Here is a 20,077-nt window from a genome sequence, read left to right as displayed (position 1 = left end):
AGCATGGATGTTGCCTGACCCACCGCAATCGCGAGCAAGCTCGCTCCTACAGGTTTTGTGGCGCCAGCAGCTTGACGCGAGTTAATGTAAAACCTTAAAACAGACGTTTCATCGGACTGATGGCCCTTTGCTCATTTTGTGAGTGCGTTCTCATTCGGAATCAGTACAATCGCCGCATTTTCCCCCGGCGAGAATCGATACCATTAACGGGGGCATTCGCGAGAAGTCTCCATGCTCATCGGTAGCTATTCCCCCACCCTGGTCATCATTTCGCTCTGTGTCGCGATTCTCGCCTCATACACTGCACTCGACCTGACCGGGCGCATTGCCACCGCCAAGGGGCGCGCCGTGCATTTATGGACCGCGGGTGGAGCCATTGCCATGGGCATCGGCATCTGGTCGATGCACTTTATCGGCATGCTCGCGTTCAAGTTGCCCATCGACCTTGGCTACGACGGCGCGATCACCCTGTTGTCGCTGTTGATCGGCGTGCTCTCCAGCGGTTTCGCGCTGTGGCTGGTCAGCCAGCCGCAATTGCCGGCCTGGCAGCTGGCCTTTGGCGCGTTGGTCATGGGCGCGGGCATCAGCGCGATGCACTACACCGGCATGGCCGCCATGCGCATGCAACCGGGCATCGACTACGACCCGACGCTGTTCGGCGCTTCGCTGATGATTGCGGTCGGTGCTTCGGGCGCGGCATTGTGGATCGCTTTCCGTTTGCGCCAACACACGCCTTATGTCCGCCTGATCCGTGGCGGTGCCGCTGTGATCATGGGCATCGCCATCGTCGGCATGCACTACACGGGAATGGCCGCCGCACGCTTTGCCGACGGCAGCTTTTGCGGCGCAGCGGTCGATGGGTTGAGCGGCAAGGGCCTGGACAACCTGGTGTTGATCACCACGTTGGCGGTGCTGAGCATCGCCTTGCTGACCTCGATCCTCGATGCACGCCTGGAGGCGCGCACCGCGAGCCTGGCCCTGTCGCTGACCGAGGCCAACCGTGAACTGACCCAACTGGCCCTGCACGACACCCTAACCGGGTTGCCGAACCGGATGTTGCTCGCCGATCGAATCGATCAGGCCATGTCGCGGGTCAGGGAAGAGGGTGGTTGCTTTGCCCTGATGTTCATCGACCTGGACGGCTTCAAACCGGTCAACGATGCCTTTGGCCACCACATGGGTGATCTGCTGTTGCGCGAAGTGGCCTTGCGCCTGCGCGAAGACTTGCGCAGCCAGGACACCCTGGCGCGGATCGGCGGCGATGAGTTCGTGTTGCTGGTGCAATTGAACGAACAGATCGACGCCTTGAACCACGCGGCCCGTCAGGTCGGGTTGATTGCGCGTGAGTTCCGGGTTGCCGAACATGATTTGCACATTTCCGCCAGCGTCGGCATCGCGCTGTACCCGGGTAACGGACAGTCCGCCCACGAATTGCTGATGAACGCCGACGCGGCGATGTATCACGCCAAGGGCGCGGGTAAAAACGGCTACAGCTTTTTTGATGCCTCGATGAACAACAACGCCCGCAAACAGCTGCAATTGCTGCAGGACCTGCGCAATGCCGTGGAACATCAGGAGTTCAGCCTGCATTACCAGCCCAAGTTCGATGCCGCCAATGGTCGCCCGGTGGGCGCCGAGGCCTTGTTGCGCTGGGAGCACCCGACTCAAGGGATGCTGTTGCCGGACAAATTCATCGAACTGGCGGAAAAAACCGGGCTGATCATTCCGATCGGCGAGTGGGTGCTCAATGAAGCCTGCCGCCAGATGCGCGAGTGGTACGTGCTGGGCTACACCGAGTGGCGCATCGCGGTGAACCTTTCGGCCATCCAGTTCTGTCATTCCGGGTTGGTCCAGAGCGTCGCCAAGGCCCTGGCGGCTCACCATCTGCCGGCCAACAGCCTGACCCTGGAAATCACTGAAACCACCGCCATGAGCGATGCCGATGCGAGCATGACGGTGCTTCAGGAGCTGTCGGACATGGGCGTCGACCTGTCCATCGACGATTTTGGCACTGGCTATTCGAGTCTGATGTACCTCAAGCGCCTGCCGGCCAACGAGCTGAAGATCGACCGCGGTTTTGTCCGGGACCTGGAGCGTGACAGCGATGACGCGGCCATCGTATCGGCCATCGTGGCCCTCGGCCAGGCGCTGGGGTTGCGCATCGTTGCCGAGGGTGTGGAGACGGGTGTGCAGCAGGACTTCCTGACTCAACTCGGTTGCGATTCGTTGCAGGGTTACCTGCTGGGGCATCCGCTGCCGCCCGAAGGTTTCATGGTGGAAATCCATCGCGGGGAGCAATTGGTCGAGCAGTTGAAAGCCCGTTCGGAGCGCGAGATGTCGATGACATGACAGGCGATGTGAAGCCATGCAAAAACCATCAATGGCGGTTATTCTTGGCCCCGACCGCTTAAGCTTTGATTGGGGGAAAGCTCGCATGGACAAAGTCATCGTCATCACCGGCGGCAGCCGCGGCATCGGTGCCGCCACCGCTCTGTTGGCCGCTGCGCAGGGCTATCGGATCTGCATCAACTACCAGGCGGACGAACAGGCCGCACTGCGCGTGCTGGAGCAAGTCCGTGCGCTCGGTGCGCAGGCCATTGCGGTACGGGCCGACGTCAGCATCGAAGACGAAGTCATCGCGCTGTTCAATCGGGTAGACAGTGAACTGGGCCGGGTCACGGCACTGGTGAACAACGCCGGCACCGTCGGGCAAAAGTCCCGGGTCGACGAAATGTCCGAATTCCGCATTCTCAAAATCATGAAAACCAACGTCCTGGCGCCGATCCTCTGCGCCAAGCACGCGATCCTGCGCATGTCGCCCAAGCACGGCGGGCAGGGCGGCAGTATCGTCAACGTGTCCTCGGTGGCCGCGCGTCTGGGCGCGCCCAACGAGTACGTCGACTACGCCACCTCCAAAGGCGCGCTCGACACCTTCACCATCGGCCTGTCCAAGGAAGTGGCGGGCGAGGGGATTCGCGTCAACGCCGTGCGTCCCGGCTACATCTACACCGATTTCCATGCCCTGAGCGGCGACCCGGATCGGGTCAGCAAGCTGGAATCGGCGATTCCAATGGCCCGGGGCGGGCGGCCGGATGAAGTGGCCGAGGCGATTGTCTGGTTGTTGTCGGACAAGGCTTCTTATGCGACGGGGACTTTCGTCGATCTCGGCGGTGGACGTTGATCTGAGGTTTGCGTTGTCAGTGCCAGCCTCTTCGCGGGCAAGCCCGCTCCCACAAGGAATCTCGGGTGTTCACAGACTTTGCGTACACCAGGTAACCCTGTGGGAGCGGGCTTGCCCGCGAAGGCATTTGACCGGGCGACGCCTGTTTATCAGAACGACCGCACAATCCGCCCCAACGTCTCCATCGCCTTCTCCGCAGCCTCATCCCACGGGCTGCCATAATTCAACCGAATACAATTCCTGAACCGCTGCGCCGGCGAAAAGATCGGCCCCGGCGCAATGCTGATCCCCTGCGCCAGCGCCATCTGAAACAACTTCAATGAGTCCATCTGCTCCGGCAATTCCAGCCACAAAAAGTACCCGCCTGCCGGTTGGCTGACCCGCGTCTGTGCCGGGAAATACCGGGCGATGGCGGCGAGCATGGCGCTTTGCTGGTCTTCCAGCGCGTGGCGCAATTTACGCAAATGCCGGTCGTAGCCGCCGTGTTGCAGGTAATCGGCGATAGCCGCCTGGGCCGGCATCGACGCGCACAGCGAGGTCATGAGTTTCAGCCGTTCGATTTTTTGCGCGTAACGACCGGCAGCCACCCAGCCGATGCGATAACCGGGAGCCAGGCTTTTGGCGAACGAGCCGCAATGCATCACCAGGCCTTCGGTATCGAATGCCTTGGCCGGTTTCGGTGCCTGTTGACCGTAATACAGCTCGGCGTAGACATCGTCTTCGATCAGCGGCACTTGATGGCGGCGCAGCAGTTCCACAAGCTGCTGTTTCTTTGCCTCGGGCAGGGTCGCGCCCATGGGGTTCTGGAAGCTGGTCATGCACCAGCAGGCCTTGATCGGATACCGTTCCAGGGTTTGTTCGAGCACGCCGAGGTCAATGCCATCGCGCGGGTGCACCGGGATCTCCACGGCTTTGAGTTTCAGCCGTTCGAGCACTTGCAGGCAGGCGTAGAACGCCGGGGCTTCGATGGCCACCAGATCGCCCGGTTCAGTGACCGCTTGCAGGCACAGGTTCAGCGCTTCCAGCGCACCGTTGGTGATCAGCAATTCCTCCATGGGCAGCATCAGCCCGCCGACCATGTAGCGCAGGGCGATTTGTCGGCGCAACTGCGGGTTGCCGGGGGACATGTCGGTGACGACCATGCGCGGGTCCATCTCGCGGGTGGCGCTGGCCAGGGAACGGGATAAACGTTGTAGCGGAAATAGCGTCGGGCTGGGGAACGCCGAGCCGAAAGGCACGGTGTTCGGGTCCTTGATCGAGTCGAGCACCGAGAACACCAGTTCGCTGACGTCGACTTCGGTGGACTCGTTGACCTGGCTGCTGATGACCGGCTCGGAAAACGGCCGTGGCGCATGGGCGTTGACGAAGTAGCCGGAGCGTGGACGGGCGCGGATCAGCCCGCGTCGTTCCAGCAGGTAATAGGCCTGGAACACCGTCGACGGGCTGACCCCGTAGGTCTGGCTGGCGTAGCGCACCGATGGCACACGCTGGCCCGGGCCGAGAACGCCGGAGCGGATCAGTTCTGCGATGTCGTCGGCGAATTTTTCGTAGCGTTTCATCTAAGCCCCGGATTGTCGGTATTCAATGTGGCGAGGGGGCTTGCCCCCGTCGGGCTGCGTAGCAGCCCCTACTTGAGTTCATACAAATGAATCTGGCTCACTGGTTGGCGACTGCTGCGCAGTCGAACGGGGCGTTGCGGCGATCCGACAAGCCCCCTCGCCACAGGGGAGCGCATTTCACAAGGGCCGCAGTGTAAAGGCTCAGCGATTCATCGGCGCGACAAACCGGCTCTTCGCCACGCTGTAGACGCCAGGCTCATCGCTGTCGACCACCTTGAAGCTGATGCTCTGCGAACTGCTGGCCGGACGCTCTGTGAGCATCACCACCGACACTGGCACATCGACGATCTCGCCCGGTGCCAGACTCAAGCCGGACTTGCCCTGCAACTCGAAGTCATCGGCAGCGACCAGGCTCAATTGATAGTCCTGACGCTGCTGGGTCTTGTTGATCACCTTCAGACTGTAGATGTTTTCGATCTGCCCCTGGCTGTTCTCGCGGAACAGGCCCCGGTCCTTGCTGACGTCGAGCGACACCATTGGCCGTTCCACCAGCGCCACCACCAGCGCGGCAATCATCACCAGCAATACGGCGGTGTAGCCGATCAGGCGCGGACGCAGCAGGTGAGTCTTGCCACCTTGCAACTGGTGTTCAGAGGTGTAGCTGATCAGTCCCCGGGCGTAGCCCATTTTGTCCATGATCGAGTCACAGGCGTCGATGCACGCGGCGCAACCGATGCATTCCATCTGCAAGCCATCGCGGATGTCGATGCCGGTCGGGCAGACCTGTACGCAGAGCTGGCAATCGATGCAATCGCCCAGGCCGACTTCGGCGGGCTTGACCTCGCGTTTGCGCGGGCCACGGTTTTCGCCTCGGGCCACGTCGTAGGAAATGGTCAGGGTGTCTTTATCGAACATCACGCTCTGGAACCGCGCATAGGGGCACATGTGCATGCACACCGCTTCACGCAGCCAACCGGCATTGATGTACGTGGCGCCAGTAAAGAACAGCACCCAGAACAGGCTGACGCCGCTCATTTGAAAGGTCAGCAGCTCTTCGGCCAACGGCCGGATCGGCGTGAAGTAGCCGACGAAGGTCAGGCCGGTCAGCAGGCTGATGGCCAGCCACAAGGTGTGCTTGGCCGCGCGCCGCATCAGTTTGTTCAGGCCCCACGGCGCGGCTTGCAACTTGATCCGCTGGTTGCGTTCGCCTTCGGTGATCTTCTCGCACCACATGAAGATCCAGGTCCACGAACTCTGTGGGCAGGTGTAGCCGCACCAGACCCGGCCCGCGAACACGGTGATCGCAAACAGGCCGAACGCTGCAATGATCAACAGCGCCGAGAGCAGGATGAAATCCTGCGGCCAGAAGGTTGCACCGAAGATATGGAACTTGCTCTCGGAAAGATCCCAGAGCACTGCCTGGCGGCCGCCCCAGTTCAGCCACACGGTGCCGAAAAACAGCAAAAACAGAAAACCCGCGCCACTGATCCGCAGGTTGCGGAACAGTCCGGTGAAGCTGCGGGTGTGGATCAGGTTGTCGCTGGACTTGGCCTTCGTCTTTAAACGCGAAGGCTCGAATGTTTCAACGGTTCGGACGGGGATTCTCTCGCTCATGGTCTTTCGCTCATCAGCCTCCATCAGGCATGAGCACTATGAGCGCCGATCTGTTTGCATAACAGACTCAGGTATTGCATTAAAAAGCGGATCAGATGGCGCTGTTCGCGCGGTCTGCGACAACTTGAAGCACCCGCCGCAGTTACGCACAAACACCTATCCGGAACAGCTGTGGCGGATGTTGATCAATGTCAGTCAATTCACCGAATCACTGTCGGTGGCCTTCAAGTGCCGCCGTCCATCCACTGCGCCTGCGACGGTTAATACGTCAGCTTCTGCTTCGGTGAGGGTGATATGGATACGCCGGCCTTCGATGTCCACGGCCGGGAATGTATTGTTCATCGTTCAAGCCTACAGTGGCACATGGCGTGAGTCGTGCTTAAGTAGGTGGACTGGTTGGTTGACCGCTGCGCGAAGGACTTGATTCCGGACATTGCTGATGAAACTTTCCCGACGGCTGTCGCTCGGAATCTAAGTGAGTGCATTCCGGGGCGAACGGCCCGACGGGCACTTCGACCCGATACAAGCGCGTCCATGGGGCGTAAGGAGAGAGGCTCGATGACGGCTGAAAAACCGACTGAGTTGAGCTACAACCCGCACATGCCGCTGTCGCAGGCGTTGTTGCTGCCGCGAATTGTCATTGAAAACGCCATGCCTACCCTTGAGGGCGGGCAGTTTGCCGTGAAAGCCGTGGTGGGGCAGGACGTGGTGGTGACGGCCAAGGTCTTCGCCGACGGGCATGACAAACTGGCGGTGCGGGTGCGCTGGCGGGCTGAAGACGAGGACGTCTGGCAAAGCGCGGTCATGAATGATCTGGGCAACAATGGCTGGCAAGGGCAGTTCCGTGTCGACAGCCAGGGCCGTTATCTGTTCTGTATCGAAGCCTGGATCGATCAGTTCGCCAGTTTTCGCTACGAGCTGGAAAAGAAGCATGCGGCTGCCGTGCCCGTCAGTCTGGAGTTGCAGGAAGGCCGGATTGATGTCCAGCAGGCCGCCGAACGCAGCGAAGGGCAACTCAGCGAGCAACTGGCGGCCTTGCACCATGAACTGTCAGGACTGCTCGAAACCGAGCAGATCGCACTGTTTCTGCACCAGCGTAGCGCCGACCTCATGGCCCGCGTCAATCATCGCGCCTACCTGAGCCTGAGCCCGGAGTACCCGGTGGATGTGGAACGCGAGCTGGCGCAGTTCGCCAGTTGGTATGAATTGTTTCCGCGTTCGATCACCGACAGTCCGGCGCGCCATGGCACCTTTAATGACGTGCATTCACGGCTGGCGATGATCCAGGACATGGGATTCGACGTGTTGTATTTCCCGCCGATCCACCCGATCGGGCGCAGCTACCGCAAAGGCCCGAACAATTCCCTGACGGCGGGTCCCGATGATCCGGGCAGTCCCTATGCGATTGGTAGCGAAGAGGGCGGGCACGAGGCGATTCACTCGCAGTTGGGTACCCGCGAAGACTTCCGCCGACTGGTGGCGGCCGCTGCGGCCCATGGCCTGGAAATCGCCCTGGATTTTGCCATCCAGTGTTCCCAAGACCATCCGTGGCTCAAGCAGCACCCCGGCTGGTTCAACTGGCGGCCGGACGGCACGATCAAATACGCGGAGAACCCGCCAAAGAAATACCAGGACATCGTCAACGTCGACTTCTATACCCCCGAGGCGATTCCGAGCCTGTGGCTGGAACTGCGCGACATCGTAGTGGGCTGGGTCGAGGAGGGCGTGAAGATCTTTCGCGTCGATAACCCGCACACCAAGCCGCTGCCGTTCTGGCAATGGCTGATCGCCGATGTACGGGCGCTGTACCCCGAGGTGATCTTCCTCGCCGAAGCTTTTACCACCCCGGCCATGATGGCGCGCCTGGGCAAGGTCGGTTATTCCCAGAGCTACACCTATTTCACCTGGCGCAACACCAAGGCCGAACTGGCGAGTTATTTCACCGAACTCAACGAATCGCCATGGCGCGAATGCTACCGGCCGAATTTTTTCGTCAATACGCCGGACATCAATCCGGCGTTCCTCCATGACTCCGGGCGTCCCGGGTTTCTTATCCGTGCCGTACTGGCAACCATGGGCTCGGGCCTGTGGGGCATGTACTCGGGTTTCGAGTTGTGCGAGTCGGCGCCGGTGCCGGGCAAGGAGGAATACCTCGATTCCGAGAAGTACGAGATCCGCCCGCGGGACTTCAATGCGCCGGGCAATATCATTGCCGAGATCGCCCAGCTCAACCGCATTCGCCGGCAAAACCCGGCGCTGCACACGCATCTGGGTCTGAAGGTCTACAACGCCTGGAACGACAACATCCTCTACTTTGGCAAACGCAGCGTTGACGGCAGCAACTTCATTCTGGTGGCGGTCAGCCTCGATCCGCACAACGTGCAGGAAGCGAACTTCGAGTTGCCATTGTGGGAAATGGGCTTGCCCGACAACGCCAGCACCCAGGGCGAAGACTTGATGAATGGCCATCGCTGGACGTGGCACGGCAAGCAGCAATACATGCGGATCGACCCGGCGTACCAGCCGTTCGGGATCTGGCGCATTACCGCCTAGACGCTGAACCTGTGGGAGCGAGCTTGCTCGCGATGGCGTCAGCACACCCAGCATCAATGTGTCAGACAGTTCACCATCGTCGGATCGCCGCCCGGAGCAAGCTCGCTCCCACAGAAATCTCACTGCGTTTGAGTCGAGTGATCAGCCCGGCGGAACTTTCGAATTCACCAGGAGTTTCACATGGCGAAGAAACCCAAGGCAGCCACGTTCATCAAGGACCCGCTCTGGTACAAGGATGCGGTGATCTATCAAGTTCACGTCAAATCTTATTTCGATTCCAACAACGACGGGATTGGCGACTTTCCGGGCCTCATCGCCAAGCTCGATTACATCGCCGACCTTGGCGTCAACACCATCTGGTTACTGCCGTTCTATCCCTCGCCACGGCGCGACGATGGCTATGACATCGCCGAGTACCGTGGCGTGCACAGTGACTACGGCACCATGGCCGATGCCAGGCGTTTCATTGCCGAGGCGCACAAACGCGGCCTGCGGGTGATCACTGAACTGGTCATCAACCACACCTCCGACCAGCACCCGTGGTTCCAGCGTGCGCGCAAGGCCAAGCCCGGTTCGGCGGCGCGGGATTTCTACGTATGGTCGGACGACGATCAGAAATACGACGGCACCCGCATCATTTTCCTCGACACCGAAAAGTCCAACTGGACCTGGGACCCGGTCGCCGGTCAGTACTTCTGGCACCGTTTCTACTCCCACCAGCCGGACCTGAACTTCGATAACCCGCAAGTCATGAAAGCGGTGCTGTCGGTGATGCGTTACTGGCTCGACATGGGCATCGACGGCTTGCGTCTGGACGCGATTCCCTACCTGATCGAACGCGACGGCACCAACAACGAGAACCTGCCGGAAACCCATGACGTCCTGAAAAAGATCCGCGCCGAAATCGACGCCAACTACCCCGATCGCATGCTGCTGGCCGAGGCCAATCAATGGCCGGAGGACACCCAGCTGTATTTCGGCGACAGCGATAAAAAAGGCTTGAACGGCGACGAATGCCACATGGCCTTTCACTTTCCGTTGATGCCGCGCATGTACATGGCCCTGGCCCAGGAAGATCGCTTCCCGATCACCGACATTCTGCGTCAGACCCCGGACATTCCCGCCAACTGCCAGTGGGCGATTTTCCTGCGCAACCACGACGAGCTGACCCTGGAAATGGTCACCGCCAAGGAGCGCGATTACCTGTGGAATTACTACGCCGCCGACCGCCGTGCGCGAATCAACCTGGGAATTCGTCGTCGCCTCGCGCCGCTGATGGAGCGTGATCGACGCCGGGTCGAACTGCTCAACAGCCTGTTGCTGTCGATGCCCGGCACGCCGACCCTGTATTACGGTGATGAGATCGGCATGGGCGACAACATCTACCTCGGCGATCGCGACGGCGTGCGTACGCCGATGCAATGGTCCATCGACCGCAACGGCGGTTTCTCCCGCGCCGACCCGGCCAGCCTGGTGTTGCCGCCCATCATGGATCCGCAATACGGTTATCTGTCGGTCAACGTCGAAACCCAGGCTGGCGACCCGCATTCGCTGTTGAACTGGACCCGGCGCATGCTCGCCGTGCGCAAGCAATCCAAGGCCTTCGGGCGCGGTACGTTGAAAATGCTGTCGCCCAGCAACCGGCGGATTCTGGCCTACACCCGCGAATACACCGGGGCGGACGGTAAACACGAAATCATTCTGTGCGTGGCCAACGTGTCGCGCAGTGCCCAGGCCGCCGAGCTCGATTTGTCGGCCTACGTCGGCATGGTGCCGGTGGAGATGCTCGGGGGTAACGCGTTCCCGCCCATCGGCCAGTTGAATTTCCTCCTGACGCTGGCGCCTTATGGCTTCTATTGGTTCGGTCTCGCCGCGGAAAACCAGATGCCGAGCTGGCACGTGGAACCCGCACAGAGCCTGCCGGACTTCACCACGCTGGTGCTGAAAAAACGCATGGAAGAACTGTTGGAAGCGCCGTCACGGACCACGCTGGAGCAAAACATCCTGCCGAACTGGTTGCAGAACCGCCGCTGGTTCGCCGGCAAGGACGCCGCCATCGAGCAGGTCGATCTGGCCTATGGCGTGCGTTTCGGCGATCCGCAGCATCCGGTGCTGTTCAGTGAGATCAACGTCACCAGCGGTGGCCAGAGCAGTCGCTACCAGTTGCCGTTCGGCTTTATCTCCGAGGACCAGGTCGGTACGCCGTTGCCGCAGCAATTGGCGTTGTCGCGGGTACGGCGCGGACGCCAGGTCGGCCTGATCACCGATGCCTTCAGTCTGGAAAGCTTTGTGCATGCCGTGTTGCAAGGCTTACAGGCCGGCAGCGTCTTGGCCTGCAGCGATGGCGAGATTCGCTTCGAGTCCACCGCCGAGCTGGAAAAACTCGGCCTGAACGCAGAGTCCCCGGTGCGCTACCTGTCCGCCGAACAGTCCAACAGCTCGGTGGTGATCGGCAACAGCCTGGTGCTGAAGCTGATCCGCAAGGTTGCCTGCGGGGTGCATCCGGAACTGGAAATGAGCGCGTTCCTGACCGACGCCGGGTTCGGCAATATTTCGCCATTGCTGGGGGCCGTGGTGCGTCGGGATGCAGCGGGTGAAGACAACCTGCTGATGATCGCCCAAGGTTATCTGAGCAATCAGGGCGACGCCTGGGAGTGGACCCGGAACAACCTCGAGCGGGCGCTGCGCGATGAGCTGGCCGACGCGGTGTCCGAGCAGGAACAGCATTACAACGCGCTCGCCGAATTGAAAGATTTCGCCGCTATGCTGGGCCGGCGACTGGGGGAAATGCATCAGGTGCTGGCAGCACCGAGCGCCAACCCGGACTTCTTGCCGCAGGTCACCACGCAGCAGGAGGCACTGGCCTCGGCCAAGGATATAGCGGCGCAAATCGAGCATGCACTGAACTTGCTCAAACAGCATAAAAATCAACTGAACCCGGCGGACCAGACCCTGGTTGGCCGTTTACTGGACAACAAAAAAGCCATTCTCGGTCATGTGCAAGCGTTGGGAAAAAAGACCGCGGGCGGCTTGCGCATTCGTGTGCACGGCGACCTGCATCTGGGGCAAGTGCTGGTGATCAAGGGCGATGCGTACCTGATCGACTTTGAAGGCGAACCGGCGCGGCCATTGCATGAACGACGGGGCAAACACAGCCCGTTCAAGGATGTCAGCGGCGTGCTGCGTTCCTTCGATTATGCGGCGGCGATGGCGATCAATGTGCAGAACGTCGATAACACCGCGGCGACCGATGCTGCGCGTTTGCGGGTGACCGATCGCTACTTGAGCGAGGCGCGACAAGCATTTGTCGACGCTTATCGGCTGGCGGCAGCTAGTATTGCCCATGCATGGCAAGATCCCGAAGGCGAGGATGCCGCGCTGGCGTTGTACGGTCTGGAGAAGGCGGCGTATGAAGTAGCCTATGAGGCGGAAAATCGCCCTACCTGGTTGCCCGTGCCGTTGCACGGTTTATATGGATTATTAAGTGGGCTTAAACCCTTTTCCGATCTGGGTGGAGAGTAGTCATGAGTGTCTCGAACAAGGAACAGGGTCATTACAAAGAAGCGCTGCTGCCCAGCGCGCGGGATATCGATGCATTGGTGCGCGCCGAGCATATCGATCCTTTTGCGATTCTCGGCCCTCACGCCGATGGCGCTGGCGGGCAGTTCATTCGCGCTTATCTGCCGGGCGCCCTGAGTGTGCAGGTGCTGGCCAGGGCGTCCGGCGAAGAGCTCGGTCATCTTCAAGCCACAGCGACACCGGGATTGTTTGTCGGGCATTTCGACCATGCGCAAGCGTATCTGCTGCGCACCCGTTGGGCCGGCGGCGAGCAAACGGCCGAAGACCCCTACAGTTTCGGCCCGTTGCTGGGCGAAATGGACTTGTACCTGTTTGCCGAAGGCAATCACCGCGACCTCAGTGCCTGCCTGGGCGCGCAACTCAAGACCGTGGACGGTGTCGACGGCGTGCGTTTCGCCGTGTGGGCGCCGAATGCCCGGCGGGTGTCGGTGGTCGGTGATTTCAACGTCTGGGATGGGCGCCGGCATCCAATGCGCCTGCGTCATCCCACCGGTGTCTGGGAATTGTTCATCCCGCGCCTGCAAGCGGGGGATGCCTACAAATACGAAATTCTCGGCGCCCACGGTATTCTGCCGTTGAAGGCTGATCCCGTGGCGCTGGCCACCAGCCTGCCGCCGGACACCGCGTCGAAAGTCGCTTCGCCGCTGAAGGTCGACTGGCAGGACCACGACTGGATGCTGTCCCGTGGCGAACGCCAGCGCCCGACCGCCGCGCTGTCGATCTACGAGCTGCATGCCGGATCATGGCAATGCGAACTGGATGATCTTGGTGAAGTGGCCCGGCAATACACCTGGCCCGAATTGGCCGAGCGACTGATTCCCTATGTGAAAGACCTCGGTTTCACCCACATCGAACTGATGCCGATCATGGAGCACCCCTTCGGCGGATCGTGGGGTTATCAGTTGCTGTCGCAATTCGCCCCGAGTGCGCGTTATGGCACCCCGGACGAGTTCGCCGCGTTCGTCAACGCCTGCCACCAGGCCGATATCGGGGTGATTCTCGATTGGGTGCCGGCGCATTTCCCCACCGATACCCACGGCCTGGCCCAGTTCGACGGCACGGCGCTGTACGAGTACGGCAATCCGCAGGAAGGTTTCCACCAGGATTGGGACACGCTGATCTACAACCTCGGCCGCACCGAAGTGCACGGCTACATGCTGGCGTCGGCACTGCACTGGCTCAAGCATTTCCACGTCGACGGCCTGCGCGTCGATGCAGTGGCCTCGATGCTGTACCGCGACTACTCGCGCAAGGCCGGCGAATGGGTACCGAACCGCCATGGCGGGCGGGAGAACCTGGAGGCTATCGACTTCCTGCGCCACCTCAACGACGTCGTGGCACTGGAAGCGCCGGGCGCTCTGGTGATCGCCGAAGAATCCACCGCATGGCCGGGTGTCAGCCAGGGCACGCAACAGGGCGGCCTGGGCTTTGCCTACAAATGGAACATGGGCTGGATGCACGATTCGCTGCATTACATCCAGCAAGACCCGGTCTACCGCGCCCATCACCACAACGAGCTGAGTTTCGGCCTGGTGTATGCCTGGTCCGAACGCTTCATCCTGCCGATCTCCCACGACGAAGTGGTGCACGGCAAACATTCGCTGATCGACAAAATGCCCGGCGACCGCTGGCAGAAATTCGCCAACCTGCGGGCCTACCTGAGTTTCATGTGGGCGCACCCGGGCAAGAAGCTGTTGTTCATGGGCTGCGAGTTTGGCCAGTGGCGCGAGTGGAACCACGACCAGCAACTGGACTGGTACCTGTTGCAGTACCCCGAACACAAAGGCGTGCAAAAACTGGTGGGCGACCTCAACCGCCTGTACCGCGAAGAGCCGGCGCTGCACGAGCAGGACGACGTGCCGCAGGGTTTCCAGTGGTTGATCGGCGATGATGCGATCAATAGCGTCTATGCGTGGCTGCGCTGGAGCAAGGACGGCAAGCCGGTGTTGGTGGTGGCCAACTTCACACCGGTGCCGCGCGAGGCTTATCGCGTCGGGGTGCCGTTTGCCGGGCAGTGGAGCGAGGTGCTCAACAGCGACTCGTCTATCTATGCCGGTTCCAATTACGGCAACAGTGGCGGGGTGGCGGCCGAGGAAACGCCGAGCCATGGGCAGGCGTTGTCGTTGATGCTGAATTTGCCGCCGTTGGCGGTGTTGATGTTAAGGCCGGAGGGGTAACGTAATTTGGAAGTGCTTCCCCAGGTTGGGCGTATGTGACATGGGGAAGCACTCAGATGTATTTGCTGTAAAGGTAGATTGCCATCCGTAAACCAGGAGGGCCGCGGTACACGTAATTTTGAATGCGTATCATGTTTGCGCTATACAAAAAAATGATGATTTGGTGTGGAAATCCTATTACTAAGTGTAGCAATCATTTCCGCCCATGAGTCGGCATTGCCTTTCGAGATTAACTCCCTGAAACTCCTGTCTGATTGGTATTTGTTTAGTGCTGATGGCATGTCGTTCACTTCAGCAACTGACATGAAGGCCTCTTCCATGTCGCTGTCTATTTTCAGCTTGTTTTTGCCTTCTAGCCAATCAAAGGCCTCCAGTTGGGCGTTGTATGTGCTCGTGCCATTTTTGTCAAAGATGTAGTAGAAATCGTCTGTGAGCATGCCGTCGAAAATGTGAGTTAGTTCGTGAATTAATGTCGCGGAGAAATCTTCTTGGGAGGTATTAAGTGAGGTGGAATTTATGTAAATATTTTTAATTGGTGACTCTGGGATTACGAATGCGTAAGATGGGGTTTTGCCATTGTTATCGGTCTTCTTTATATCGAGGGCAACTATTCTTTTTGAGTTGTGACCATATTGTTTGCTGAAAGCATATAACTGGTTCATGGTATCCAGTATCTCTGGTGGAGTTGCAGCGCTCCCCATAAAGTCTCGAACGATTCCTTCGTAGGTGCCGTCATCCTCATTGTTAACTATTTTTTTTATAGCCTCGATAGCGTTGGAAATACGGAGCTTAGCGTCGTCTAGGCCGGTTTTTATTCTGTTCGCGAGATCTGGGTTGTATTTCGCAATAGCCCTCATGCCTCGAGCCTTTATTGGTTCGTTTTGTTCAAGTTGACGCATTAGTGCACGATCCTCTTTTGTAATAAGTCCGTCATCATCCACAAAGGTCGTCGGGTTGTTATGTGTTATTTTGTATAAGTTTGGTCCATCTACATATCCAGCCGGATCCGGATTAATCCACCGCTGCAACCACGGCGCGTAATACCGGAACCCATAGTAATAAAGCCCCGTCGCGTCCCGCTCCTTGCCCGAATAGCGCACGGTTTTGTACTCGGCTTCAGTGGCCGAACGAGCCGCCCAGCAGGCCGTACCACCAAACGGGTAATACCATTCCTGGCTGATCAGGTCGGCGTTCTGATCCAGTTCCATCGCGCTGGATTGCAGGTGGTCGTTGAGGCTGTAACGCACCTGATCGTTGGCGATGTCATCCGGTTTTTTGGCGACCCAATGCAGCACCTGCACGCTATTGCTGCCTGCACTGGCGGTGATCACATGAAGAATTTCACCGGTGCCGCCGTGACTGCGGATTTCCACGCCGGGCAGGTAGCGTACTTCGCTGATCAGTGTGCGGGTGTTGGTCTGGGTCGCACGGATCTTGCGTACACGTTGGCCACCGCCGTCGTAGAGATAGCGTTCGTAGTCGTCCTCAGCCTCTTCGCGCACCACCGGGCGCACGACGGTCAGTTGATTGCGCAAATCCCACTCCAGCACCTGGCCGGCCTGCAGTTCACGCAGGTTGCCATTGGCATCGAAACCGGCGGCCAGTTCCGCTTCAGTCGGTGGCCGGCCGTTGCGCTCGGGCAGGCAGCGGTTGCTGTACTGGGCGCGAGTCAAAGTGCGGCCGTGGGACTGGGCGCCGACGTGTACCAGGTTCAGCAGATTGCCGCCGGCGTCATAGTGGAAGGTCTGGGTGTAGTTGGCGATCTGGTTGGGGTCGAGTGGCAGGGGTTGACGGTCGGGCAGGGCGGGACCACCGTGGCCGGCTTTGGCTTCCCGGCCGCTGGCTTCGATCAGTTGATCGAGGGTGTCGTAGCGATAGGTCTTGATCGGCTCGATGCGTTGGTTGTTGAAGTAGCGGATCGCTTGGGCGGCGTCTTCGATGCTTAGGACGTTACCGACCGCGTCGTAGCCGTATTTCAGGTCCTGCAGTGGCGTGCCATTGGCCTTGTGCGCGCTCAAGCCAATGAGGCGGCCATCCGCCGGGTCGTACCGGTGGCGGGTGATCACGCCGTTGCCGGCGGTTTCCGCCTCGATCTGGCCAGAGGCGTTGTAGTGAAGGTCACTGACCAGGGTCCGTTCTGTCCGGCCTTCACCGGCCAGGGCCAGCCGGGTGTTTTTCAACTCGCCGGTCACGGTGTAGGCAAAGTGTTGGCGGTTACCCAGCGCATCCGTTTGCCGGAGCAACTCGGCGCCGGGTGCGTAGGCCTGTGAGGTGGTGGCGCCGTCGCCGGGTTCAAGCAATGCATCGCGCTCATGTACATCGCGGGGCCAATTCACCACATTGGTATCGCGCAAAAAGTGCCGGGTCTGTTGCAGCACCGCGCCACCGATTCCCAGTTCCTTCAGGTGCACGGTGCCGGCCGGATCGTCATGGCGAATCAACTGGCCACACAGATTGCGCGAGGCGGCGTCGGCATCAACTCCCGCATAAGTAAAACGCTCAAGGACGTGCTCAGCGACACTCTCGCCATCTTCATGTACGGCCACCGGCCGCAGCAGTTCATCGAACTCTGTGAACGAGTGACTGCCACGGCCATCCCAAGCCTCGACGCGTTGCCCGGCCGCACCGTGCAACGCCACCCGCCAACCCGCATCCACGCTGTCACTCGACAACTGTGCGCCAGACAAACTGAACACCTGGCTGAGGTTGGCCGGCACCAACCCATCGCTCTGAGCCAAGGCAAACAGATACGGATCACGACTGGCCACAGGCCGGCCGGAAGCGTCAAACCGTTGATGCGTCACCCGTGCTTCAACCGGATCGGCCGCCTGCCGCCGGTGGAACTGCACCGCCCGGAGCGCCAGACCCCGTGGGTCCATGACCGCAAGGGTAGGGGTGCTGCTATGCACATAATCCACAGGCATCGGTGATGACCTTGATCAGGGTGTTCTGTCTTCACAATGCATCACCACCAGCGCCTTGGATACTGTAAGAAATACCAGTTTTTACCAGCGCATCCGCACACCCAGGCTGCCAATCAAGCCGTTCAGATCGTTGTCGTCCACGTCGCTGCTGTAGTCGGCGCTGACGTACAGGCTCACGGTCGGGGTAACCCTGGCGACCAGGCCCAGACCCAGTTCGACGGTTGAGGAACTGCGGCTACTACTGATCTTGTCGACCTGATCGAGGGTTATGGTGTTGCCGCTGTACACCGTGTGCCACAAGTTGGTCCGCACGTAGGGTTCGACGGGCAGGCCGTTGATGGCGTAACTGCCTTTCAAGTGCGCGCCGACCCGGCCGCTCCACGAGTTCAGGTCAGTGGAAGACGCGTTGCCTGATCCGGCATACGGGGTGTCCAGGGTGATGCGCTGATTGATCAACTGTGCCTGGGGCTCAATCACCCAGTTTTCGCCCAGGCCGATGGGGAAGCCACCTTCCACCGACAGCGTCATCGCGCGGCCCTCGGTGGCTCTTCGGGTCCCTTGCTCGTTGCGGCTGAAGCCGCTGACCCGGCCACCGCTGGCGGTCAGGTCGACGTGCCAGCCTTGCGACCCGGTCAGGCTCCAATAGGCGCCGAGGCTTTGCCCCTGGAGGTTGAGCGTGTCGCTGTTGGGCTCGGACAATGCCGGGGTGACTTGCACGCCGTTGTGATTGAGCTGGAACTGGCTCGTGCCGCCGACCAGGCCAACCCGGTGCGTATGGCCACTGGCGCTTTGCAGGGTGAGGATCGCCGGGCCTTTGAGTTGATTGGTGCCGGGGACGGCCAGCGCCGGGGATAGGTAATCGGTTTGTGCCTGGCGAGAGGGCTGGCCGTAGAGTTGGTCCCAGGCCGTGGGCGCGGCGTCTTCGGTGGTCAGGCTGGAACTGCGTAAATCGGGATGGGCGCTGAATTGACCGGGATAGGTTATTGCGATGTTAGACAAACCGGGCGTCGGGATGTCCTGGCGATACCACGGGGCTGTGTCTTGCTCGGCAGTGGCGGCTTGCACTTCGAAGGAGGAACACAGCAGGAGTGAACTCGACACCGTGCAAAAAATGACTTTGATCTCTTGTGGGGTGAGTGAAATTTTCATGGAGGTCTGCCTTGTAGTCGCATGCGCAATCTCGCTCTGGCGTCTCTCCTACCCCGAATGAGGGGCGACCGAATGGATTAGGAAGTGTCACGGGCTGCCCGTTTTTACGGGAGCCTGCGGCTGGTCCTGGTGGTAATTCCGGGGGTAGTAACGTGAAGTCAAGAAGACCGAAACGGTCGAGTCAAGAGAATCGCCGATCAGTGGTAATGGTTTAAGTGACTGATTTATGACGTATCTCTAAGTTCTTGTTTGTTCGAAAAATCGTCAAAAAAACCTCGGCTCAGAGCGGTTTTCAACCCTCACCACTTCACCCGAACACCCACGTTACCGAATGTTTCCCGTTGTTGGTTGCTGTCGATATTGCTGGTGTAGTCGAGTCCGGGGTACACGCTGACCGAAGCCGCAACGCTCAGCACCATGCCGATACCGAGGTCGGCGGACGAGGTTCGTTGTCGGGTTTCGATTTGATCGACATGGTCAAAGGTGACCGTATCGGTACCGGTGAAGGTGTGCCAGATGTTGGCCCGCAAGTGAGTCTCCAGCTACCGGCCACTGCAGGGCAGTTCGCACTGAATGGCCGTGATTCAGAGATGCACTTCCACCGCCAACGGCAAATGATCAGAAAGGTGCGTCCACGGCTTGTTCCCGAGTATTTGCGGCTCGTGGCTGCTGGCGTTGCGCAGGTAGACGCGGTCCAGACGCAGCAAGGGAAACCGCGCGGGGTAGGTTTTGGCCGGGCGGCCATGGTGGCGTTCGAAGGCTTCGTGCAAGTCATCGCGGCGGGCCAGGGCGGCGTTGCCCTGCATCTGCCAGTCGTTGAAGTCGCCGGCAATGATCACCGGCGCTTGCTCAGGCAGGGACTCAAGGAGCTGACAGAGCAATTGCAATTGCAGTTGACGGTGACTTTCCAGCAGGCTGAGGTGCACGCAGATGGCATGGACTTCGCTATGCCCCGGCACGTCCAGCACGCAGTGCAGCAAGCCGCGACGTTCCGGGCCGGTAATGGAAACGTCCAGGTTTCGGTACTCGCGGATCGGGTATTTCGACAGCAGGGCATTGCCATGATGACCGTCGGGATAGACGGCATTGCGTCCATAGGCGAACTCGCTCCACATGCTGTCGGCAAGGAACTCATATTGCGAAGTTTGTGGCCAATCGTTGTAGCGGGAAGAGTGGCGGTCATGCTCGCCGACGACTTCTTGCAGAAACACCAGGTCTGCCGACGTACTGCGCACCGCTTCACGCAATTCAGGGAGGATGAAACGCCGGTTGAGTGCGGTAAACCCCTTGTGGGTGTTGACCGTCAGCATGCGCAGTCGGTGGATGTCCGTGGGAGTACTC

General features: G+C 59.9%; 11 protein-coding genes and 1 pseudogene. 5 read left to right on the top strand and 7 right to left on the bottom strand.

What is annotated here, in order from left to right:
* Window positions 1-231 precede the first annotated feature (231 nt).
* Window positions 232-2,349, top strand: a complete 2,118-nt coding sequence (locus tag ACEN8Z_RS18660; RefSeq protein ID WP_495595206.1) for a putative bifunctional diguanylate cyclase/phosphodiesterase — start codon at window positions 232-234, stop codon at window positions 2,347-2,349.
* A gap of 85 nt (window positions 2,350-2,434) precedes the next feature.
* Entirely contained in the window at window positions 2,435-3,181 is a 747-nt protein-coding gene (locus ACEN8Z_RS18655) for an SDR family oxidoreductase (protein WP_007999239.1), read from the top strand.
* Window positions 3,182-3,330: 149 nt separating this feature from the next.
* On the opposite strand, the gene mapR is transcribed toward ACEN8Z_RS18655, so the two are convergent.
* The 3 genes and pseudogenes from mapR to ACEN8Z_RS18640 all read right to left on the bottom strand — a co-directional run.
* A complete protein-coding gene (gene mapR, locus ACEN8Z_RS18650; protein ID WP_007999240.1) occupies window positions 3,331-4,740 on the bottom strand; it encodes a GntR family transcriptional regulator MpaR in 1,410 nt (469 codons plus the stop codon).
* A gap of 201 nt (window positions 4,741-4,941) precedes the next feature.
* Window positions 4,942-6,354 (bottom strand): cytochrome c oxidase accessory protein CcoG, encoded by a 1,413-nt coding sequence (gene ccoG / locus ACEN8Z_RS18645; RefSeq protein WP_495595205.1) that lies wholly within the window; start codon window positions 6,352-6,354, stop codon window positions 4,942-4,944.
* A gap of 195 nt (window positions 6,355-6,549) precedes the next feature.
* Window positions 6,550-6,678 (bottom strand): annotated as a pseudogene (locus ACEN8Z_RS18640) (DUF3203 family protein); the annotation flags it as partial.
* A gap of 234 nt (window positions 6,679-6,912) precedes the next feature.
* On the opposite strand from ACEN8Z_RS18640, the gene ACEN8Z_RS18635 reads away from it, so the two are divergent.
* From ACEN8Z_RS18635 to glgB, 3 genes are all read left to right on the top strand, one after another.
* On the top strand, window positions 6,913-8,907 hold the full coding sequence (locus ACEN8Z_RS18635; protein WP_495595204.1) for an alpha-1,4-glucan--maltose-1-phosphate maltosyltransferase: 1,995 nt from the start codon (window positions 6,913-6,915) through the stop codon (window positions 8,905-8,907).
* A 180-nt stretch (window positions 8,908-9,087) separates the two neighbouring features.
* On the top strand, window positions 9,088-12,429 hold the full coding sequence (treS, locus tag ACEN8Z_RS18630; RefSeq protein ID WP_495595203.1) for a maltose alpha-D-glucosyltransferase: 3,342 nt from the start codon (window positions 9,088-9,090) through the stop codon (window positions 12,427-12,429).
* Between the two features lie 2 nt (window positions 12,430-12,431).
* Entirely contained in the window at window positions 12,432-14,663 is a 2,232-nt protein-coding gene (gene glgB, locus ACEN8Z_RS18625) for a 1,4-alpha-glucan branching protein GlgB (RefSeq protein WP_495595202.1), read from the top strand.
* Between the two features lie 140 nt (window positions 14,664-14,803).
* Here the strand turns inward: glgB and ACEN8Z_RS18620 are convergent, their stop codons facing one another.
* The 4 genes from ACEN8Z_RS18620 to ACEN8Z_RS18605 all read right to left on the bottom strand — a co-directional run bounded on the left by ACEN8Z_RS18620 (window position 14,804) and on the right by ACEN8Z_RS18605 (window position 20,046).
* Window positions 14,804-17,587, bottom strand: coding sequence for an RHS repeat protein (locus ACEN8Z_RS18620; RefSeq protein ID WP_495595201.1), 2,784 nt, complete (start codon window positions 17,585-17,587; stop codon window positions 14,804-14,806).
* An 81-nt stretch (window positions 17,588-17,668) separates the two neighbouring features.
* A complete protein-coding gene (locus tag ACEN8Z_RS18615) occupies window positions 17,669-18,736 on the bottom strand; it encodes an autotransporter domain-containing protein (protein WP_495595200.1) in 1,068 nt (355 codons plus the stop codon).
* Window positions 18,737-19,035: 299 nt separating this feature from the next.
* Complete coding sequence (locus ACEN8Z_RS18610; protein WP_495595199.1) at window positions 19,036-19,266, bottom strand: autotransporter outer membrane beta-barrel domain-containing protein; 231 nt, start codon at window positions 19,264-19,266, stop codon at window positions 19,036-19,038.
* Window positions 19,267-19,320: 54 nt separating this feature from the next.
* On the bottom strand, window positions 19,321-20,046 hold the full coding sequence (locus ACEN8Z_RS18605) for an endonuclease/exonuclease/phosphatase family protein (protein ID WP_495598159.1): 726 nt from the start codon (window positions 20,044-20,046) through the stop codon (window positions 19,321-19,323).
* Window positions 20,047-20,077 lie beyond the last annotated feature (31 nt).

The organism is Pseudomonas sp. Pseusp10 (assembly GCF_059492225.1).
This window is presented reverse-complemented; position numbering and strand designations above follow the sequence as displayed.